The 15,287-nt window shown below is 34.3% G+C and carries 35 protein-coding genes and 1 pseudogene; all 36 read left to right on the forward strand.

The features are described from left to right. The 36 genes and pseudogenes from NST93_RS04435 to NST93_RS04610 all read left to right on the forward strand — a co-directional run bounded on the left by NST93_RS04435 (position 1) and on the right by NST93_RS04610 (position 15,233). Positions 1–159: a hypothetical protein gene (locus NST93_RS04435; RefSeq protein ID WP_405101586.1), complete on the forward strand. Its 159-nt coding sequence runs from the start codon at positions 1–3 to the stop codon at positions 157–159. A gap of 34 nt (positions 160–193) precedes the next feature. Then, on the forward strand, positions 194–415 hold the full coding sequence (locus tag NST93_RS04440; RefSeq protein WP_405101588.1) for a hypothetical protein: 222 nt from the start codon (positions 194–196) through the stop codon (positions 413–415). A gap of 231 nt (positions 416–646) precedes the next feature. After that, positions 647–937 carry a hypothetical protein gene (locus tag NST93_RS04445; RefSeq protein ID WP_405101590.1) on the forward strand — a complete coding sequence of 97 codons (291 nt, stop codon included), beginning with the start codon at positions 647–649 and terminating at the stop codon, positions 935–937. Positions 938–1,015: 78 nt separating this feature from the next. Next, positions 1,016–1,207 carry a hypothetical protein gene (locus NST93_RS04450; RefSeq protein WP_405101592.1) on the forward strand — a complete coding sequence of 64 codons (192 nt, stop codon included), beginning with the start codon at positions 1,016–1,018 and terminating at the stop codon, positions 1,205–1,207. Positions 1,208–1,233: 26 nt separating this feature from the next. After that, on the forward strand, positions 1,234–1,635 hold the full coding sequence (locus NST93_RS04455; RefSeq protein ID WP_405101595.1) for a hypothetical protein: 402 nt from the start codon (positions 1,234–1,236) through the stop codon (positions 1,633–1,635). Positions 1,636–1,894: 259 nt separating this feature from the next. Then, entirely contained in the window at positions 1,895–2,422 is a 528-nt protein-coding gene (locus NST93_RS04460; RefSeq protein WP_405101597.1) for a hypothetical protein, read from the forward strand. Between the two features lie 259 nt (positions 2,423–2,681). Next, entirely contained in the window at positions 2,682–2,924 is a 243-nt protein-coding gene (locus NST93_RS04465; protein ID WP_405101600.1) for a hypothetical protein, read from the forward strand. Positions 2,925–2,957: 33 nt separating this feature from the next. Further along, positions 2,958–3,107, forward strand: coding sequence for a hypothetical protein (locus NST93_RS04470; protein WP_405101602.1), 150 nt, complete (start codon positions 2,958–2,960; stop codon positions 3,105–3,107). Between the two features lie 102 nt (positions 3,108–3,209). Further along, positions 3,210–3,428, forward strand: coding sequence for a hypothetical protein (locus NST93_RS04475; protein WP_405101604.1), 219 nt, complete (start codon positions 3,210–3,212; stop codon positions 3,426–3,428). Between the two features lie 130 nt (positions 3,429–3,558). Beyond that, positions 3,559–4,287: a DUF3603 family protein gene (locus tag NST93_RS04480; protein ID WP_405101606.1), complete on the forward strand. Its 729-nt coding sequence runs from the start codon at positions 3,559–3,561 to the stop codon at positions 4,285–4,287. 39 nt (positions 4,288–4,326) lie between these two features. After that, positions 4,327–4,497 carry a hypothetical protein gene (locus NST93_RS04485; RefSeq protein ID WP_405101608.1) on the forward strand — a complete coding sequence of 57 codons (171 nt, stop codon included), beginning with the start codon at positions 4,327–4,329 and terminating at the stop codon, positions 4,495–4,497. A gap of 2 nt (positions 4,498–4,499) precedes the next feature. Further along, entirely contained in the window at positions 4,500–4,703 is a 204-nt protein-coding gene (locus NST93_RS04490; protein ID WP_405101610.1) for a hypothetical protein, read from the forward strand. Positions 4,704–4,717: 14 nt separating this feature from the next. Further along, positions 4,718–4,981 (forward strand): hypothetical protein, encoded by a 264-nt coding sequence (locus tag NST93_RS04495; protein ID WP_405101612.1) that lies wholly within the window; start codon positions 4,718–4,720, stop codon positions 4,979–4,981. An 11-nt stretch (positions 4,982–4,992) separates the two neighbouring features. Continuing rightward, positions 4,993–5,595 carry a hypothetical protein gene (locus NST93_RS04500; RefSeq protein ID WP_405101614.1) on the forward strand — a complete coding sequence of 201 codons (603 nt, stop codon included), beginning with the start codon at positions 4,993–4,995 and terminating at the stop codon, positions 5,593–5,595. Next, positions 5,588–6,031 carry a hypothetical protein gene (locus tag NST93_RS04505; RefSeq protein ID WP_405101616.1) on the forward strand — a complete coding sequence of 148 codons (444 nt, stop codon included), beginning with the start codon at positions 5,588–5,590 and terminating at the stop codon, positions 6,029–6,031. The genes NST93_RS04500 and NST93_RS04505 overlap by 8 nt, the downstream gene beginning before the upstream one ends. After that, positions 6,028–6,387 carry a hypothetical protein gene (locus NST93_RS04510; RefSeq protein ID WP_405101618.1) on the forward strand — a complete coding sequence of 120 codons (360 nt, stop codon included), beginning with the start codon at positions 6,028–6,030 and terminating at the stop codon, positions 6,385–6,387. The genes NST93_RS04505 and NST93_RS04510 overlap by 4 nt, the downstream gene beginning before the upstream one ends. A gap of 98 nt (positions 6,388–6,485) precedes the next feature. Further along, positions 6,486–6,671 (forward strand): hypothetical protein, encoded by a 186-nt coding sequence (locus NST93_RS04515; protein WP_405101620.1) that lies wholly within the window; start codon positions 6,486–6,488, stop codon positions 6,669–6,671. Positions 6,672–6,674: 3 nt separating this feature from the next. Continuing rightward, complete coding sequence (locus NST93_RS04520; RefSeq protein ID WP_405101622.1) at positions 6,675–6,833, forward strand: hypothetical protein; 159 nt, start codon at positions 6,675–6,677, stop codon at positions 6,831–6,833. A gap of 12 nt (positions 6,834–6,845) precedes the next feature. Continuing rightward, a complete protein-coding gene (locus tag NST93_RS04525) occupies positions 6,846–7,205 on the forward strand; it encodes a hypothetical protein (RefSeq protein ID WP_405101624.1) in 360 nt (119 codons plus the stop codon). Between the two features lie 13 nt (positions 7,206–7,218). Beyond that, positions 7,219–7,398, forward strand: a complete 180-nt coding sequence (locus tag NST93_RS04530) for a hypothetical protein (RefSeq protein ID WP_405101626.1) — start codon at positions 7,219–7,221, stop codon at positions 7,396–7,398. A 76-nt stretch (positions 7,399–7,474) separates the two neighbouring features. Further along, positions 7,475–7,648 (forward strand): annotated as a pseudogene (locus NST93_RS04535) (dUTP diphosphatase); the annotation flags it as partial. Between the two features lie 22 nt (positions 7,649–7,670). Further along, positions 7,671–7,823, forward strand: coding sequence for a hypothetical protein (locus tag NST93_RS04540; protein WP_405101628.1), 153 nt, complete (start codon positions 7,671–7,673; stop codon positions 7,821–7,823). Positions 7,824–7,893: 70 nt separating this feature from the next. Continuing rightward, positions 7,894–8,757: an RNA ligase family protein gene (locus tag NST93_RS04545; RefSeq protein ID WP_405101630.1), complete on the forward strand. Its 864-nt coding sequence runs from the start codon at positions 7,894–7,896 to the stop codon at positions 8,755–8,757. A gap of 37 nt (positions 8,758–8,794) precedes the next feature. Continuing rightward, positions 8,795–9,082 carry a hypothetical protein gene (locus NST93_RS04550; RefSeq protein WP_405101632.1) on the forward strand — a complete coding sequence of 96 codons (288 nt, stop codon included), beginning with the start codon at positions 8,795–8,797 and terminating at the stop codon, positions 9,080–9,082. A 58-nt stretch (positions 9,083–9,140) separates the two neighbouring features. Further along, positions 9,141–9,533: a hypothetical protein gene (locus NST93_RS04555; RefSeq protein WP_405101634.1), complete on the forward strand. Its 393-nt coding sequence runs from the start codon at positions 9,141–9,143 to the stop codon at positions 9,531–9,533. Between the two features lie 34 nt (positions 9,534–9,567). After that, a complete protein-coding gene (locus NST93_RS04560) occupies positions 9,568–9,771 on the forward strand; it encodes a hypothetical protein (RefSeq protein WP_405101636.1) in 204 nt (67 codons plus the stop codon). A 39-nt stretch (positions 9,772–9,810) separates the two neighbouring features. Next, positions 9,811–11,094, forward strand: coding sequence for a hypothetical protein (locus NST93_RS04565; protein ID WP_405101638.1), 1,284 nt, complete (start codon positions 9,811–9,813; stop codon positions 11,092–11,094). Beyond that, the gene (locus tag NST93_RS04570; protein WP_405101640.1) at positions 11,091–11,369 is read left to right on the forward strand and encodes a hypothetical protein; all 279 of its coding nucleotides are present in this window, start codon (positions 11,091–11,093) and stop codon (positions 11,367–11,369) included. Before NST93_RS04565 ends, NST93_RS04570 begins: the two co-directional genes overlap by 4 nt. Before the next feature lie 23 nt (positions 11,370–11,392). Then, positions 11,393–11,725: a hypothetical protein gene (locus NST93_RS04575; RefSeq protein WP_405101642.1), complete on the forward strand. Its 333-nt coding sequence runs from the start codon at positions 11,393–11,395 to the stop codon at positions 11,723–11,725. Beyond that, positions 11,726–12,178 (forward strand): hypothetical protein, encoded by a 453-nt coding sequence (locus NST93_RS04580; RefSeq protein WP_405101644.1) that lies wholly within the window; start codon positions 11,726–11,728, stop codon positions 12,176–12,178. Between the two features lie 48 nt (positions 12,179–12,226). Further along, a complete protein-coding gene (locus NST93_RS04585; protein ID WP_405101646.1) occupies positions 12,227–12,412 on the forward strand; it encodes a hypothetical protein in 186 nt (61 codons plus the stop codon). A 42-nt stretch (positions 12,413–12,454) separates the two neighbouring features. Continuing rightward, positions 12,455–12,706 carry a hypothetical protein gene (locus tag NST93_RS04590; protein ID WP_405101648.1) on the forward strand — a complete coding sequence of 84 codons (252 nt, stop codon included), beginning with the start codon at positions 12,455–12,457 and terminating at the stop codon, positions 12,704–12,706. A 33-nt stretch (positions 12,707–12,739) separates the two neighbouring features. After that, positions 12,740–12,889 (forward strand): hypothetical protein, encoded by a 150-nt coding sequence (locus tag NST93_RS04595; protein ID WP_405101650.1) that lies wholly within the window; start codon positions 12,740–12,742, stop codon positions 12,887–12,889. Positions 12,890–13,064: 175 nt separating this feature from the next. After that, positions 13,065–13,403, forward strand: coding sequence for a hypothetical protein (locus NST93_RS04600; protein WP_405101652.1), 339 nt, complete (start codon positions 13,065–13,067; stop codon positions 13,401–13,403). An 88-nt stretch (positions 13,404–13,491) separates the two neighbouring features. Continuing rightward, positions 13,492–14,007 (forward strand): hypothetical protein, encoded by a 516-nt coding sequence (locus NST93_RS04605; protein WP_405101654.1) that lies wholly within the window; start codon positions 13,492–13,494, stop codon positions 14,005–14,007. Between the two features lie 104 nt (positions 14,008–14,111). Further along, positions 14,112–15,233, forward strand: a complete 1,122-nt coding sequence (locus tag NST93_RS04610) for a hypothetical protein (protein WP_405101656.1) — start codon at positions 14,112–14,114, stop codon at positions 15,231–15,233. Positions 15,234–15,287 lie beyond the last annotated feature (54 nt).

The raw sequence follows: 15,287 nt of genomic DNA on the forward strand, positions 1-15,287 counted from the left end.
ATGACGATTGAGAGACTGCTTGAAATCATCAAAGAAGTAAGAAGTGATTATAGTGAAGATAAGTATTTAGATCCGAGGTATGCTCGCTGGGCTACACAAAGTCTGGATGATGTTAAACGTAGAGTTGAAGCGGAATTAAAATCAGAATTAGGTAAATAGCTTATTAAAATAAATGTTTTAAGGAGAAATGATCGTGTTGAATAAACATAAAGATAAAAGTTCAATCCCACAAGGACATTACTGCTATGATGAAAATGGGGTTGCTTGTCCATATTGGAGCATAGATAAGTCAAAACCTCATCAAGAAAATGGGTATTGTAGTTTTATGGAAGTAGGAGATTGGCAAGATGATAGATATGGGTTGCTGTGGGATATGGTTAAAGAGTGTGGAATCAAGGACGAAGTTGAGCTTTAACATATGACAGAAAGGCTGTGAAATCACTGGGATGCTAAGCCTGTTCAACAATAAAAAACTAAAAGAAATGGTCAGACTGACTAGATTAATAAATATAGAAAATGATTTATCTAAAATTAAAGAATTAGAGCAGCAAAGACATTTATGTGAGGTGTTAAGTTGGAAGGATTATAAGAGTTTACACAGATAGGTGGACTTAATAAACTAATTGTTTTGTGGATGAGAGTTATTTTGGAAATTAAATTTGAAAGAAAAGATAATGGAAAACAGCAAGTAGCTATACGGAAAAATACTAGCTTACATCTAAATTGGGGAAGCGATTCTCAATTTTCTTGTAATAAAGTGAACATGTTTATTTCTGAACTTAAAACAAATAGCGCACAACCAAGAGAATTTGCTGTATCCATGAGAATGGACGGTCATAAAGATAACCGAGGTCATCATAGATTAACTCAAATGCAATTTACTGAAGAAGAGCTAAGACAGGTAAGAGAACAAATTAATACGATGTTGGATGATTAATATAAAGGACTTGTTTTAATAAGGAGAGATAACAATACATAGTCAAGGTGTCAGCTTAAATAGAGAGGAGATGTTTTGATGAATATTTACAAGGTTGAAAGAAATGAAGAGAAAGGAGGCTATGAAATAAATTGTTATGATGAATTTAGTAAATACTCTTATACTTTTGATCTCTTGTTCCATGACGAAGACGAAGCAGGGGTATTTGCCACAATACTAAATGAAGAAACTGAAGAAGCGTATAAGAATGGACAAATTTCAACTATATAAATTACATATTTTAAAGGAGGATTACAATGAATTTATACGAAATTGTGATGAAGCATTATGCACCAAAAGATAGCCAAGAGGGAATTCATACATACTTAGCAACAAAGTCAGATGAAGACGTGTATGAATGGATTAAAAAAGAGAAAGAGCTTAAAGATGGAAGGGTGATTTTTGTATCTTATAGAGATGAAGAAGATGAAGGAGAAACTTTTGATTTGTACGATGATGATTATAATGTCGTTGGAACTGAAACATTCAAAGAAAGAATAGTGAGGTTGAAAGGTGATCTTAATGATGAAGATAAGGAATTGTATGATTTGTATTATGGGGCAACTTTATTAGGTTGGAAGAAGGTAGTCGACAATGTTAATAACAGTGAGGTTAAACTGTTACAAGAATTAGGGATTTGTATTGAGGTTTGCGAGTAATTGATTTAAATAAAATTCTGATCTTAATGAGAGGTGAGAAGGATTAGCTGGTGCAAAATCGGACTTCACAATTATGTTTGTTACAATGCAGGATTATACAAGTCATTTCATAGATGTAAATACTGTGGGAAAGAAAAAATTAAACTGGGAGATATTCATAATAAATAATAACGAGAAGTGAGGTGATGTAATGCAATGTCCAAAATGCAAGAGTAATAACTGTAAGGAAGAGAATGTATATTGGTCAAATGGTAAAAAAATGGTGAAAGTTATTTACTGCAATGTTTGCGAAGAATACTCGGATTTGAATGAGCAAATATTAAATGACAAGCAAGAAGAGCAGCATATACATGAAGACAAAGAAATGATTACCCAACACGGTGAAGAGCATTTCAAAAGACCGAAAGAAGATTTTATAACATTGTCTAAAAATATGACTGCAAGTGAGTATAGGGAGTGGAGAGAGACATTTAGGAGGCAGTCAATCCAAGAGACGATTGCGGTAAATTACGAGTCATTAAATAAATTGTCTGAAGGAATAACAAAGGAAATGAGAGATTTGAAATTTTGCTATGCGAAAGAGGGTGGGCAAGGATATACACACAAATCAAAGTGTGTATGCGATAAGGAGAATATTCTCTGCCAAGCAGGAAAAGATGCAAACAAATTTCACGAAGCATGCAAGGATATTAAGCATGACAATGTTAAGCACAGGAATGAAATAGTAAAAGAGCTAAAATCACAGTTTAAAGATTCTAAATGGTGGAAAGACAATGTGATTGAATAAATTAAAAGGATAATTTTAACCATTACGTGAGGTGTTTGAAATGGGATTAAAGTGTTTATTCGGTCATAAATACAAAGAAACTGATAGATACCTCATGTTTACAGGGGAGGATTATATCTTCTTGAAATGCGCAAGGTGCGAGAAAGAAGATTATAAATATTCACTAGACACATATCTTGGGAAAGCGAACGCTTTGAAGTATAGTGATTGGATTAAAAAAGGATAAAATGAATATATTATCAAATTAGGAGAGATAATTATGTTGAACATATTCAAAAAAGGTCATAGAACTCTAACATCAGATGCGGAAACATGGGTTGTTAGATGGAATAGAAGATTTGGAGAATATAGTGGAGACTATAAAGAGCACGCACAAATATTTACTAATAAAGAAGAAGCAGAAGAATTTGCAGACTCTTTGCGGAGAGCTATCAAATTACTTGGACACACTAGCTATCATTTAACATGGGTTAAGTGCGAAAGATTAAAAAGCGGATTGTAAAAACAAAAAATAATTATTTAATGAGGTGATAACATGAAAAAACTATTAATTGCAAGTGTTTGTTTCATAGGATTGTTAGCAGGTTGTAGCGGTGACATAGCAACAGTTAAAGACTCTAGTGGTAATAACCAAAAAATTGCCACTTATAACTATACAGACCAGAAACAGGTTGTGAGTACATAATATTTGATTGGCATAACGGTGGCGGTGCAAGTCTAAAGCTTGATTCACAAGGTCAACCGATGGGTTGTAGAGATTTAATAAAATAATTTATGAGGTGAAAATATGTTTACAAATGAAGTAAAGGTTAAAGGCAATACATTGAAAGGTCAAATAATTGGTAATTGGTCGAAAGATAGTTATTTTGCATTTAAATTAAGCGAAATAGACAGATTAGCAAACACATTTGGAGAGAAAGACTTAGATATGTTAATTGATGAATTGACAAAAATAAGAGATAAAGTTGCAGAAATGAATAATAAAAGCTCTTGGATGAATGGATAAAATGAATCTTTTATCCGAAAATAATCATATAACAGCCGAACTGAATTATCGCGGGCAAATTTATGCTTGACATATAAACAAAATTAATTTACAATAAGGTTATATTAAGATACGGAGGGGTGGAAGAGTTATGATATATTTATATGATATATGGGTAAATTGGTTTGCGAATGAAGAAGATGGTTGCAATGTTTGTCATTACCACGAGTGGAGAAAAGATGATGATATTAAATTATTAGACACAACACCGCTAATTTATGTTACTGAGTCACTATTCAGTCATGTAGAAAATAGCTTAATGCATTTGCCAGAAGCATTGTTGGAACGAATATATAATAAGTCTCAATATAGAAAGGGGCAGAAAGTATTAAAGATTGACTATGCAGCGGTTATAACAGATGGTCGAGGGGTTTTAGCATTTGACACAAAAGGATATGAATTTCCAATAGAAAAAAGTAGATTAATACCTAGGCAAGAATCGTACGTATTCAGAATGATCGAGGGGGAAAGTCCTGAATCATTTGGATTTAATGAAGATATTATCCCTTATTCGTCAGATATGATTGGATTAACCAGAAGAGAGAGAAATCTAAAGCAGATATTACTGCAAAGTATAGAGAGAGTTGGGGACAATAAAGATTTAGACGAGCTTAAATATTGGCTGACCGAGTTGACTCCGAATAGTTATGAAGATGTTAAAAAGATGAATTATAAATCTACATGGAATAGCTTAATGAATGAAGTAAAAAACGGATGGTCAGAAGAACATGAAAGAATATGTGGTCAAATGGCAAATAAATATCTTGATTTACAACTGTATTTTCATACTGAACAAGGAGAATATACTTCTAAAATATAATACAAGCAAAATTAAATTATAAGTGTGGAGGGGTAAAGCATGATTCAAATTGAAGGAAATAAAGAAAACGTATATATCACAGCCATGGAAAAACAAGGTGCTGGCTACACGGGGATAAGCGGACAATTAACAAAGCAGGAATTAATAAACTTATTGATCAATGAGGATATTTTGGAAGATGGCGAAAGAGTTTATTTTGAGGAGGAATGAAGATGGAAGATAAACAGCTAATTGAACATCTTTTAAAAGGGATTTATGAAGAAATAGAGTGCGCTAATAAGATGAAACAGTTCACCGAACAAGGTAAAAATTACTGGCAGTTCGAAGGAAAAACACCTAATAAAGAAAGATTCAAACGCTACAGACTGATTCTTGAAGAATATTTAAGAGAAGTGGAAAAGACAATAACTTATTGATATGGAGGGGTTAGATGTCCTTTTCTGTTGATGGCATTGAGTATAAAGGATACAGCGTAATTAAGTATGGGTGGGAGTTTCCGAAATTATATCATAACTACCAAGTGGAGCTGCCTAAAAAAGGGAAATGCAACATTTGGATCACTTACGTCGGAACCCCAGAATGGCGCAGCGATTATTCGGTAGAAGTTAAAACGAGGTTTTATATTACGGAGTTTTTGGATGGACAAGATGCTTTGGAATTTAAAAAAGTGCCAAAATTACATTTGGTCAAATAGGAGTGATTGGGATGGAAAAGGTTAAGATTACACAGAAAAAAGCTGATGCGATTGAATATTTACTAAAAGTTCGAGGTTGGTCAAGGGAGTCTATAGCGTTAGGAGAAATCAAAAGAGATGCCCAATGGGTTGATGGCACGCCAGAAGAAGGGATGCGCGGGTTCTTAGATGAAGAGCTTTTAAAGGCGCTATACATCGGCTATGAAGCAGAACCGGAGTTTAAAGAAAATGATTGGGTTACAGATATAAAGACGGGAAAGATAGCACGGATAGATCATAGAGGTTATGACGGAGAATTAGCTTGGGTGGATGACGATGAGAAAAACTTTTTCGATAGTCCGAGACATTCAACACCATCAGAAATAGCAGAAGAAAAAGAGCGGAGATTCTTTGCTGAGCACGGTCGTGAACCTTGGGAATTGAAGAAAAACGACATTCTGAACGACAGGCGAGAGAACTGCACGGTGACAATTGCCAAAGTGATTGATAAAGAAGTAATGACCGTCCTTTTTACTAATGGAGATTGGGAGTTTTACAACAATATAGTCGAAGATAGCGATTGGAGAGTTGCTTGCTTTGCAGATAAGAGATTGGACGTGAAAACAAATGAATGACCAATTACAAACAGCCAAAGACTGGCTAGGGGATTTAAGCAAAATTGTTTCCCGCCAAAAGACAAAAGAGGACTATGAGTACGCGAAAAAGCGAACGGAAGCGCTAGGCTATCTTATCAATCGCGTGGGGGAATTGGAAAAGGATATAAGAAGATGGGAAAAGTCCGCTGACTCTTGGGCGGAAAAGAATACAAAATTGGAAGAAGAAAACGAGAGGTTGTACAGGATAATTAATAGAGCTTCTGAAAGGAATATTGGATACATCGAACAGAACCAACGCTACAAACAAGCACTGGAGTTTTATGCAAATGAAGAAAATCACATTGATCCATTTTTATATACACGAGAAGACAGCATACCTGTACACGATGAATCGAAAGTAAATGAAGATGGTGGAAAAATAGCGCGTCAAGCCTTAACGGGTGATGAGCCATGAAAGTCAACACATGGTCAGATGCACAAAAGCAATTTCTAATCGATAAACACACCGATTACGATAATGAAGAACTAGCGAAGCACCTTGGCAAATCGGTATCGAGTGTTAGGGGGATGAAAGTTCGGCTGAACATTAAAGGCGGTAAACGAAAGGTAAATGAATACGCAGTTTACAAGGGAGACGAGTTCCTAGTTCTAGGAACTGCTAAACAATGTGGCGAGTTTCTTGAAATTCCACCATACAGAGTTCATCAACTTGCATCCGATTCTTACAAAAGGCGATTAGAAAAACGCGATGGATTGGATAATTCTATGTTAGCTATCAAGATAGAAGATGATGAAATTGAAGCCATATAAAGCCACAGAGAAGCTTTATAGATTAGTTAGACTAATTGTGCGTATTTAATCAAAGTGTGATGAAACAGGCTTATTTAAGAGAATGGGAGAGTGTTGGAATGATAATTAAATCTAAAGTGCATTCAGCTAGAAAAACGTACGATTGTGACGATTGCGGGAAACCTATTCTAAACAAAGAGAAATATCGTTATTTCTTTGGAGCTCCTGACAGAGGGGATAAACCATATAGTCTTAGAATCTGCAAAAACTGTGACACCTACAAAGAAGATTATCAGGAGGACTAACCCATGACTCCACGCTGGCTAACAGACCGAAACTATAAAAACAGCACGCACGAAACGCTGCAGGTCATTACAGTATATGCTCCAGGAGAAAATAAGGAGCTTGTGAAGAAAGAAAATAAGAAATGGACACACCGCAGGGAATTGGTGTTGGTGGAGAAATGAGGAGGGAAATTAATGAAAAACATTGAAACATTAATAAAACTAAAGCAAGAAAATCCGGAGTTAGATATAGTACCTATGGTCGATAATGAGGTGTGTGCAGGAGATGACTTCTCCAACTGGATGGGTTCTTGGGGAAGTGCAGAAATTGATTATATACACATTCCGGACTGGAACGATGATAACAGGATATTAAATCCTGAAAGAATCTATTTTAAATCTGCAGATGAAGACAATATAAAAGATAGGTTATTTGACCATCTCGAAGCTATGAATCCAGCTTGGTCAGATGAATATATCGAAGAAAACATTGAAAAAAAGTACCGAGAAATAGACTGGGAAAAAGTGATTGTTGTTAAAATCGGATTACCTTAAAGGAGACTAGCTAATGAGTAAATTAAATGTAAAAGTAAAGATACTAACTCATGAACGATCAGTTATTGAAGTTGAGACAAGAGGTGGCTCCAAAGAAATTTTTATTGACAAAACAAATTTTGGTCATGCTTGGGATGACTTTGCAGAGTTCGATATTTCAGATGAGAATTACTATGACTTAGAAAACTTGTAGACGATGTAAAGGAGAGAATGGACGGTATCGAATCCTCTCTTAACGTTGAGTGGGATTACAAAAAGGAGACTAACCAATGAATCTAAATAAATTATTTGATAAACAACGAGAATTAGATGCACGTATCCTTTTAGAAAAAGGATTAGTAGGACAGGATTTGCTAGATAAAAAGATATTAGCGTTGCAGGTGGAATTAGGTGAGTTAGCAAACGAATGGCGAGGGTTCAAGTTTTGGAAGGTGGCGAAAGAGTTTATTTTGAGGAGGAATGAAGATGGAAGATAAACAGCTAATTGAACATCTTTTAAAAGGGATTTATGAAGAAATAGAGTGCGCTCACGTAACCGGAAACATGAATTTAAGAGGAGAGCTTATTAATGATTCAATCAAAGTTATAGATGCAGCTCTGGCAGACAGAACCGAATAAATCATTCTTTAAAAGTGAAATTTTAACTTGAAATATAAACGGAATTAATATACAATAGGGAGGAAATCAAATGAAGAAGTATTCAAAGATCATCAGACATGGCAAAAATGGCACACATTTAACCATTGAGGGAAACCCAGAGGTTATTGTTATGGAAAAATTAGATGGTGCGAACGCCAGCTTTGGGTTAATCGAAGGTGAATTAAAATGCTTCAGTAGAAACAAAGAGCTAAATGAAAATGATGGACTGAGAGGATTTCGTGAATGGGTATTGAAAAACATCAATGCAGATGAACTATTACCTAATGCTATCTATTTCGGAGAATGGTTGGTGAAACATACCATCAACTATCCGAAAGATGCTTATCATCAATTTTATCTTTTTGATATATATAGCACATTATATGACAAATACAATAGCTTCGATTTAGTTGAAATGGAAAGCGAGCGACTCAATCTTAAACTTGCTCCAGTGTTTTACAAAGGAGAATTCCAATCCTTAGATCATGTCAATTCATTTGTGGGCAAATCAGCAATTGGAGAAGATGGTGAGGGGATAGTTGTTAAGAACTATAGTTATGTGGACAAGCACGGAAATCAGATTTTTACTAAGATTGTATCTGATAGTTTTGCCGAAAAGAAGGATGTCAAAAAGCAAAAACTACCAAGTAACGCAAACGAATTAGACAACTTCATTGATACATATTTAACAAATGCAAGAGTGGAAAAGATGATTTACAAACTAGTGGATAATGGGGTTATTAATGAAGACTTCGGGATTGAAGATACGGGGACTATTTTAAAGAATTCAGGAAGTTTAATTGTTGATGACATCTTAGAGGAAGAGATGGATTCACTGTTAAAAATTGTAAAGCGCAAGATTAGTAAAAAGTATCCAAATAAAGTTAGAGAAGTTATAACTTCGATTCAATAATAAGAATCAAAATATATTATAGAAAGGGTGAAATTCTATGGAATCATATAAGGAAATAAGAGACAAGCTTGTGTTAACTTATCATTCAAAGGATAATCTGCATGGTAAACGCATTGATTGTGACAGAACTGATATTAGTGTACATCAGGTTGTTATGGCAATACAGCGAGGAATAATTAGTTTCTGTGGAAACAGACGCTTTGGTAAGACGTATAAAGGTGTAAAAGTAGTTTACAAGGTTGATCGTAACACTGGAGAATACGTAGTTATTACATATTATAGAGTAAGAAAAAATAAATCTAAAAAACTTTATAATTTCTCTTGACTTTACATATAAACAGAATTATAATACAAGTATACCAAAAATAAAGGAGATGGACGATATGAATAAGGCAAGAGAGTTATATAATAAATTAGAAGAATTGACGAGTGAATATGTGGCAGAAAAGAAGAAATTAGAAAAGATGCAGTCTCGATTAGATAAAGAGATTAATAAGTTTTATCATAACTTAGAATCAAGAGGGAATTTCAATGCAGCAGAAGGTTACTATATAGCCAAAGATTTGCAAGAGTTACTTAAAAAGAGAAGAGTCGTGAAGCAGGAATTATATACATTAAGAATGGTTAATAATAATTTGCAATTCAATAAGATAGAGTCTATATTGCCACATGCAAGAAAATGCCTGAACACTATTCAAAAGGATCAAAAAAAGGGTTACTCTGGTGATTGGGATATTAATATTAGTGATGTTGAGGAAGAATTAGTATTGAATTAAAATAACTGTTTTAAGCAATTTAAGGGGGTATGGAATGGTAAAAATTCATAGCAGCCAACTAGAGCATCTTGAAGAGATTATGGAAGAAGCCGAGTTATATGAGTGGATGGTGCGCGATTGGAGTAACCTAACATTTGAAGAGTATAGAGTGTTAGCAGAGAAGATTGAAGATGTTATAAGTATGAAAGAATACAACAAAGAGCTTATATTGCGAATGAGAAATGAAATTTTAAAATAATATATAAACAAAATTAAATTACAAAAGGAGAATGTATAAATGGATTTCACAAAAATTAATGAAGAATTAAAGGCATTACAAGACCAAGTTAAGGAGTCAAAGGTGGATACGCGCTTTGAAAAGAACAAGTTGTATGATTATTTAGGAAAGAGTTTAGTGAATGACTTTAGGAAATTTAACGTTTTTATTGCAGGCGGACTAGTCACTAGCTTATTTACAGGAAATGAGATTAATGACGTTGATGTTTATTTTAGAAATGAGGATGATTTAGTATCGTTTCTTGAAAACTTCTATGGAAATTATATTATCTCACATACCAAGAAAGCTACAATGTTTGCTGATAAAAATAAAAAGAATGACACCGACATCAAGATTCAAGCGATCCATTTTAAGTATTTTGAAACAGCAGAAGACATCTTTGACACATTTGACTTTACACATGTAATGGGAGCATTTGATTTTAAAACTGAGGAATTTGTGCTGCATAAAGACTTCTTGAAACACAATTCTCAGAGGATTTTAAAATTCAACAGACTTACTGACTTCCCTTTAATTAGTCTGATTAGGGTTAAGAAATACCAAGATAGAGATTATACTATTTCAAAGCCCGAATTAATGAGGATCGCTATGACATGTATGGATTTAGAAATTAATTCATACGAAGAATTAGAGGAGCATCTTGGAGGCATGTATGGAGAAGCTTGGGACAACATCGTTGAGGAAATTGATAAAGATGAGGAGTTTAGTCTTAGCTCGGCAGTTGATAAGCTGCAAGATTTAAATTTAAATGAAGACTATTTCAAGATGCCTAAGACGGTAAGTTTTAATAGCGCAGATGAATTGATTGAATCAGCATGTAATGTAAAACCGAAGTTCCTAAGTGTTGGAGATAATAAGTTTAAAATTAGTTATGATGGAGAGTCTTTAGACTCGTACTATCAAGATATTCCAGAAGAATCTGAGGTTATTGATGGAAATGAGTATTTCAAAGACAAGAAATTTTACAAGTTTGTACGTAAAGTTGATGATAAATACTTCAGCTTTTATGATGGAAATTTTGAATATAGAATTGGCGAAGTAGCCAAGGCAGACAATTACAACGGACTGTACTTCAATGAATTGAAAAATATTAGACACTCATCATTCTCCGACAGAGAAGACAAGGTATTAATTGAAGTAACAGTTGATGGAGACGGTTTGATTAGTTCGGGTACAGACTGGAGATTCAAACGATGCGAGGTGGTCAGAGAAGTTCCGGTAAAAGAATGGGAGCAGTATGCGAAAAGTACATTTGATAATCTTGGAAAGGATGTTCCATTTTGAGCATAGAAGGATGGGCGTATAGCTCACATTTAAAACAGGAAGATTTCTACAGCAGATACAAGTACTTGAAAGATAAAGGTGTTTATCTATATATAGAAAGTGTTACTAACAGCTACGCGCAAAAGACATATAGAGGTAAAGTAATTGATGGGTCGGATATTATAGAGAGTGTGAGAGATATAGGTTTAATATGCGATAGTGGCAATCTATGCTTTGGTGGAAGAGGAAACCTAAAAGAAGATGGAGAGTTTACTTTTGTAGTATATACAGATTAGTTTAGCGAAGGGGTGAAATATAAATGGAAATATTATACGAAGGTGCTGAAGTGGCAGATTATATCTTTGGAATAGTTGTACTTGGAATAGTCACATTGCTTCTCCTGGCTATCGTAATCGGATTTATTAGTGACATAATGAAATACGATATGGATAGAGTGAAGAATATAAAGAACTTAATAGGAGTATCTATAGTTGCGTTAGTTCTAGGTATATTTCTATGCTTCTTCATTAGTCAAGGAGCTGAGGAGTATAAGAAAGTATTAATAACAGATTACAACGTAATTTATGAACAAGGATATGAAATTGTAGATCAAGAAGGTAAAATATTTAAGATTGTAAAGGAGGATGAGTAAATGAAAACTTTAGAGGAAGTTATAAAACAAAAACCAGTTTATCTACATAACTGGAAACACAAAGTTGATGTTATTTGCAGTTTTGAGGATATTTATATGGATTATGATGAGTATGTTGCTGATACCCCGCCATATAACGAAGAGTCTTGGATAAGAGATAAAACAGAAATGAATGAGGCAATAGAAGAATATAAAGATGTTAATGTTCTTTTTGCATCTTATGGTGAGGGTAATTATAGCGGAGATGCTTGGGTTTTGTTTGAGAGAGAAGGAAAGCTTTATGAAGTTAATGGAGGACACTGCTCTTGTTATGGACTGGAAGGTCAATGGGATGAAGAAGAGGTAATGTTAAAAGAGTTGGAAAATCGACTAGTTAATGGGCATTTCGGTGAAAATGATTGGTCTGGCAATGAATTCAAGAAAGAGCTATGTGAATTTTTAGGAATTAATTAAAATATTGCTTTTAAAGAAAATAAGTTAAATTAAAAAGGAGAATGTAAAATGAAAAGTCAAGTGAGAATGTATTGGGAGTCGGCAGATGTTGTTTTAACTAAATTAGCTAATGGTTTATTTGAGGTTAATAAGAATCGCTACGGTCATTCAAACATTAAGATTGAGAGTGTTGAAGCTACTGCGCTGATTGGTAGATCGAAAAATCCTCTAGTATTGCACAGTAAGACTCTATAAATCTTAAATTTTAAAGAGGGACATGGGGAGGGCTATTATTAAATGAAAATAAGTGTGGAAGCAATCAGCGTAAAGAAAGAACAGTACCAAGAGTATACAAGCGCCAATAGTTATGAGACTGTAGATGGACTTGAGGGAAGCTTAAGTATAAGAGTAGTCGGAGATAGAGTTGGCATTTTTGCATACTTGGACGCGCATCAGATGGCTTCAATTGATAAAATTTCAAGGCAACTTCAACAAGAACTTATTCAGGTATTGAACAAGATCGAAGGTGAGTTAAATAATATTAATTAAAACTAGTCGCTTGATGAGGAAGGAAGAGGTAGAGTGAATATACAAAAGGCTTGTGAGGAGCTAGAAAGATTGTTGGAAAGAGATATAAAGTCAAGAAAAAGACTGCTTAATAGCAAAGAATTTGCAGCAATAAATAAAATATTGTTAAGGTTAGAGATAAATGGATTTTATAAAAGTAATTAAACACGTTAAGGTAAGGATTTTGAATAAGCATAGTAGAAAAATTGAAGTTAGGGAAGCATGAGTGAAAAGTTTGTGAAAATCAATAGCCAGAAATCGTTGATATAATAAGGTTTTAATTTTAATTTCACAATCTAATTTAGATTAAAATTGATGTTTTAACGAGAGGGGTGAAGTAGTGGATAAGTTTCCTGTAATATCTAAGAATGGCAGTAGATACAAAGTAAGAATCAAGGAGTGCATTATACTTCAGGATCACGTTGAAGTGTTACTATATAAAGAAGTAAAGGGGAAAACCCTACTTGGAAAAGAGAAAACTAAATTAGTATCCGTGAATAGAGATGAAGAATTTAATTTTTATCCATCTTATAATGAAGTTGAATGGGACTTTAATTATGTAGAGATGGCTAAAGCAGAGATATCAGATTACGAAAAACGTGTAAGTAATGCTTACTCAGAAGATGCCAAGCATATCAAGGGAATTAAAGAATTTGAAGAGTGGGACGGTAAAATTTAAAATAAATAAAATTATTAATAAAAACTATTGACTTTATATATAAACATAATTATAATACATATACAGTCAAATTAAAGGAGGCAGCACAGTGGTTAAAATCGGAGATACAGTTCTTGTAACTAAGGAGAAATTTGGAATTATTAACAAACCAATGACAGTTACAAGAGTGGACGAGCCGTATTTGCTAGAATATTTAGGAGAAGGATCTGTTTCCGTAGAGGATGAATACGGTCAGAAATATGGACTCCATAGAGATGAGTATAAATTGCATCATAGAACAAATCCAACCTTCGATAACGTAAGTAAAGACACTTTAAAAGCTAAGCGTACCGAATGGATTAAGCCCAAGCAGAAGACTAAGGGAATGCAGAAGGCTTTGTACATGGTTGTAGAATCACATGAAAATGGAGTATCTGTATTTGACGACAGTGGAGAGAGAAGGGTGAGTCTTCCGCACAGCAAATACGATTTAGTTAAGCAAGAAGATGTATTTCTATATATCAACGATGTTCAGTCGCAGGTTACCGAGTTGCAGAGTGTAATAAAGGAATTGTGTAGCGTTATTTCTAACGACCTATCGGTAACGATGAGAAAATTAGATTGATAGAAAACATTAAAGGTGGTGGTTTTTATATAATAGCATATAAACATAATTAATTTACAGAGGTAAGAAATTTAAAATTAGAATAAGAGGAGATTGATTAATTTATGGCAGTAAAGATTAATAAAAAGCATGGTGGTAAAGAGTTTAAGTCTTCATTTCATTTTGTAGGTAAAGTAAAGCCGTTTAGAAGATATGAAAATGGTATGCAAGTACCTCAGCCATTCTTTGATGAAACACCTACAAGAACAGGTAAGCCGCAACGAAGAGTTCAATTTGTATTAGAGACAGCTAAGAACAATGAGTTGAAAATAGAAGGAAGAGCATATGTACAGAAATTAGCCTATGCTTACAATAGAGAAGAAGGCGAAACTGTCTCAGTAAATTGGGATGACCGATTTGATAAAGACAAGTTGCCCAATGAAGGATATCATTTCATTGATACAGACTGGGACAGACTTGAAAAGATTTCAGAGTTGTTAGAAGAAGGTGCGTTCATTGAAGTTAGAGGTGAGTATGAGTTTGATAGTTTCACTAACAGAGAGGGTCAAGAAATCAAACTTGTAAAACGTATGATCAGCTCAGCATTTCCAGTAGAAGAGGGTCAAGAAATTAAACGTAACCGTAAAACTGTCGTAGAAAACTATGTAACGGATTTTGAATCTGAGGACTTTGAAGAAGTAAACCATAGCTCGATTCAATTAGGAATCAATACGGTCTTCCAAGAAGAGGGAGAAAAGGACGTTAAGATTAATGGATATGTGCTTACATACGGGAAAGAAAGAAGTAAGCCGTCTTATCCTGAATTGCTAGTCCCATACGTTGAGCCACCAGCAGGAAAAGTGTCTCTATCCGATGCATTCTTACAGTTGAGCAAGTTTGATTTCGTAGAAGTTATCGGCAAGGACTTCAATACAGTGACCTATGCAGACGTAGAGGTCACCAACGAAGACGATTCAAGTTTTGATCCATTTGCACAAGTTGATGGGGCAGAAAAAGTTGTAGAAACTAAGAGAGCAGTATCAGGAACGCGTAAAGGAATTGAAATTCTGTCAATCGTAGATGGTTCTTATGTTTCTGAAATGTTAACCGAAGAAGAAGTTAAGCCGTTAGAGCAAGCTGTTTCTGTTAACGATACTAGTGTAGACCAGAAGGATAATCCGTTCAGCAATGTGGATAGCAATACAAATGTAGACGAAAATCCTTTCGAAGACGACCCCTTCGCTTAATTAATAAACGGAATTAATTTACATAGCAATAAAATAAATCAGAATAAAAGGAGA

This window comes from Oceanobacillus sp. FSL H7-0719 (assembly GCF_045040795.1).
Taxonomy (GTDB): Bacteria; Bacillota; Bacilli; order Bacillales; family Amphibacillaceae; genus Oceanobacillus.

Coding starts and splice junctions, on each gene's coding strand:
- NST93_RS04525 (WP_405101624.1), top strand. CDS start 6,846: ATGAAAAACATTGAAACATTAATAAAACTAAAGCAAGAAAATCCGGAG.
- NST93_RS04550 (WP_405101632.1), top strand. CDS start 8,795: ATGGAATCATATAAGGAAATAAGAGACAAGCTTGTGTTAACTTATCAT.
- NST93_RS04460 (WP_405101597.1), top strand. CDS start 1,895: ATGGTGAAAGTTATTTACTGCAATGTTTGCGAAGAATACTCGGATTTG.
- NST93_RS04520 (WP_405101622.1), top strand. CDS start 6,675: ATGACTCCACGCTGGCTAACAGACCGAAACTATAAAAACAGCACGCAC.
- NST93_RS04455 (WP_405101595.1), top strand. CDS start 1,234: ATGAATTTATACGAAATTGTGATGAAGCATTATGCACCAAAAGATAGC.
- NST93_RS04545 (WP_405101630.1), top strand. CDS start 7,894: ATGAAGAAGTATTCAAAGATCATCAGACATGGCAAAAATGGCACACAT.
- NST93_RS04530 (WP_405101626.1), top strand. CDS start 7,219: ATGAGTAAATTAAATGTAAAAGTAAAGATACTAACTCATGAACGATCA.
- NST93_RS04560 (WP_405101636.1), top strand. CDS start 9,568: ATGGTAAAAATTCATAGCAGCCAACTAGAGCATCTTGAAGAGATTATG.
- NST93_RS04495 (WP_405101612.1), top strand. CDS start 4,718: ATGTCCTTTTCTGTTGATGGCATTGAGTATAAAGGATACAGCGTAATT.
- NST93_RS04515 (WP_405101620.1), top strand. CDS start 6,486: ATGATAATTAAATCTAAAGTGCATTCAGCTAGAAAAACGTACGATTGT.
- NST93_RS04490 (WP_405101610.1), top strand. CDS start 4,500: ATGGAAGATAAACAGCTAATTGAACATCTTTTAAAAGGGATTTATGAA.
- NST93_RS04435 (WP_405101586.1), top strand. CDS start 1: ATGACGATTGAGAGACTGCTTGAAATCATCAAAGAAGTAAGAAGTGAT.
- NST93_RS04475 (WP_405101604.1), top strand. CDS start 3,210: ATGTTTACAAATGAAGTAAAGGTTAAAGGCAATACATTGAAAGGTCAA.
- NST93_RS04500 (WP_405101614.1), top strand. CDS start 4,993: ATGGAAAAGGTTAAGATTACACAGAAAAAAGCTGATGCGATTGAATAT.
- NST93_RS04485 (WP_405101608.1), top strand. CDS start 4,327: ATGATTCAAATTGAAGGAAATAAAGAAAACGTATATATCACAGCCATG.
- NST93_RS04575 (WP_405101642.1), top strand. CDS start 11,393: ATGGAAATATTATACGAAGGTGCTGAAGTGGCAGATTATATCTTTGGA.
- NST93_RS04590 (WP_405101648.1), top strand. CDS start 12,455: ATGAAAATAAGTGTGGAAGCAATCAGCGTAAAGAAAGAACAGTACCAA.
- NST93_RS04480 (WP_405101606.1), top strand. CDS start 3,559: ATGATATATTTATATGATATATGGGTAAATTGGTTTGCGAATGAAGAA.
- NST93_RS04540 (WP_405101628.1), top strand. CDS start 7,671: ATGGAAGATAAACAGCTAATTGAACATCTTTTAAAAGGGATTTATGAA.
- NST93_RS04470 (WP_405101602.1), top strand. CDS start 2,958: ATGAAAAAACTATTAATTGCAAGTGTTTGTTTCATAGGATTGTTAGCA.
- NST93_RS04450 (WP_405101592.1), top strand. CDS start 1,016: ATGAATATTTACAAGGTTGAAAGAAATGAAGAGAAAGGAGGCTATGAA.
- NST93_RS04465 (WP_405101600.1), top strand. CDS start 2,682: ATGTTGAACATATTCAAAAAAGGTCATAGAACTCTAACATCAGATGCG.
- NST93_RS04610 (WP_405101656.1), top strand. CDS start 14,112: ATGGCAGTAAAGATTAATAAAAAGCATGGTGGTAAAGAGTTTAAGTCT.
- NST93_RS04505 (WP_405101616.1), top strand. CDS start 5,588: ATGAATGACCAATTACAAACAGCCAAAGACTGGCTAGGGGATTTAAGC.
- NST93_RS04565 (WP_405101638.1), top strand. CDS start 9,811: ATGGATTTCACAAAAATTAATGAAGAATTAAAGGCATTACAAGACCAA.
- NST93_RS04510 (WP_405101618.1), top strand. CDS start 6,028: ATGAAAGTCAACACATGGTCAGATGCACAAAAGCAATTTCTAATCGAT.
- NST93_RS04580 (WP_405101644.1), top strand. CDS start 11,726: ATGAAAACTTTAGAGGAAGTTATAAAACAAAAACCAGTTTATCTACAT.
- NST93_RS04585 (WP_405101646.1), top strand. CDS start 12,227: ATGAAAAGTCAAGTGAGAATGTATTGGGAGTCGGCAGATGTTGTTTTA.
- NST93_RS04555 (WP_405101634.1), top strand. CDS start 9,141: ATGAATAAGGCAAGAGAGTTATATAATAAATTAGAAGAATTGACGAGT.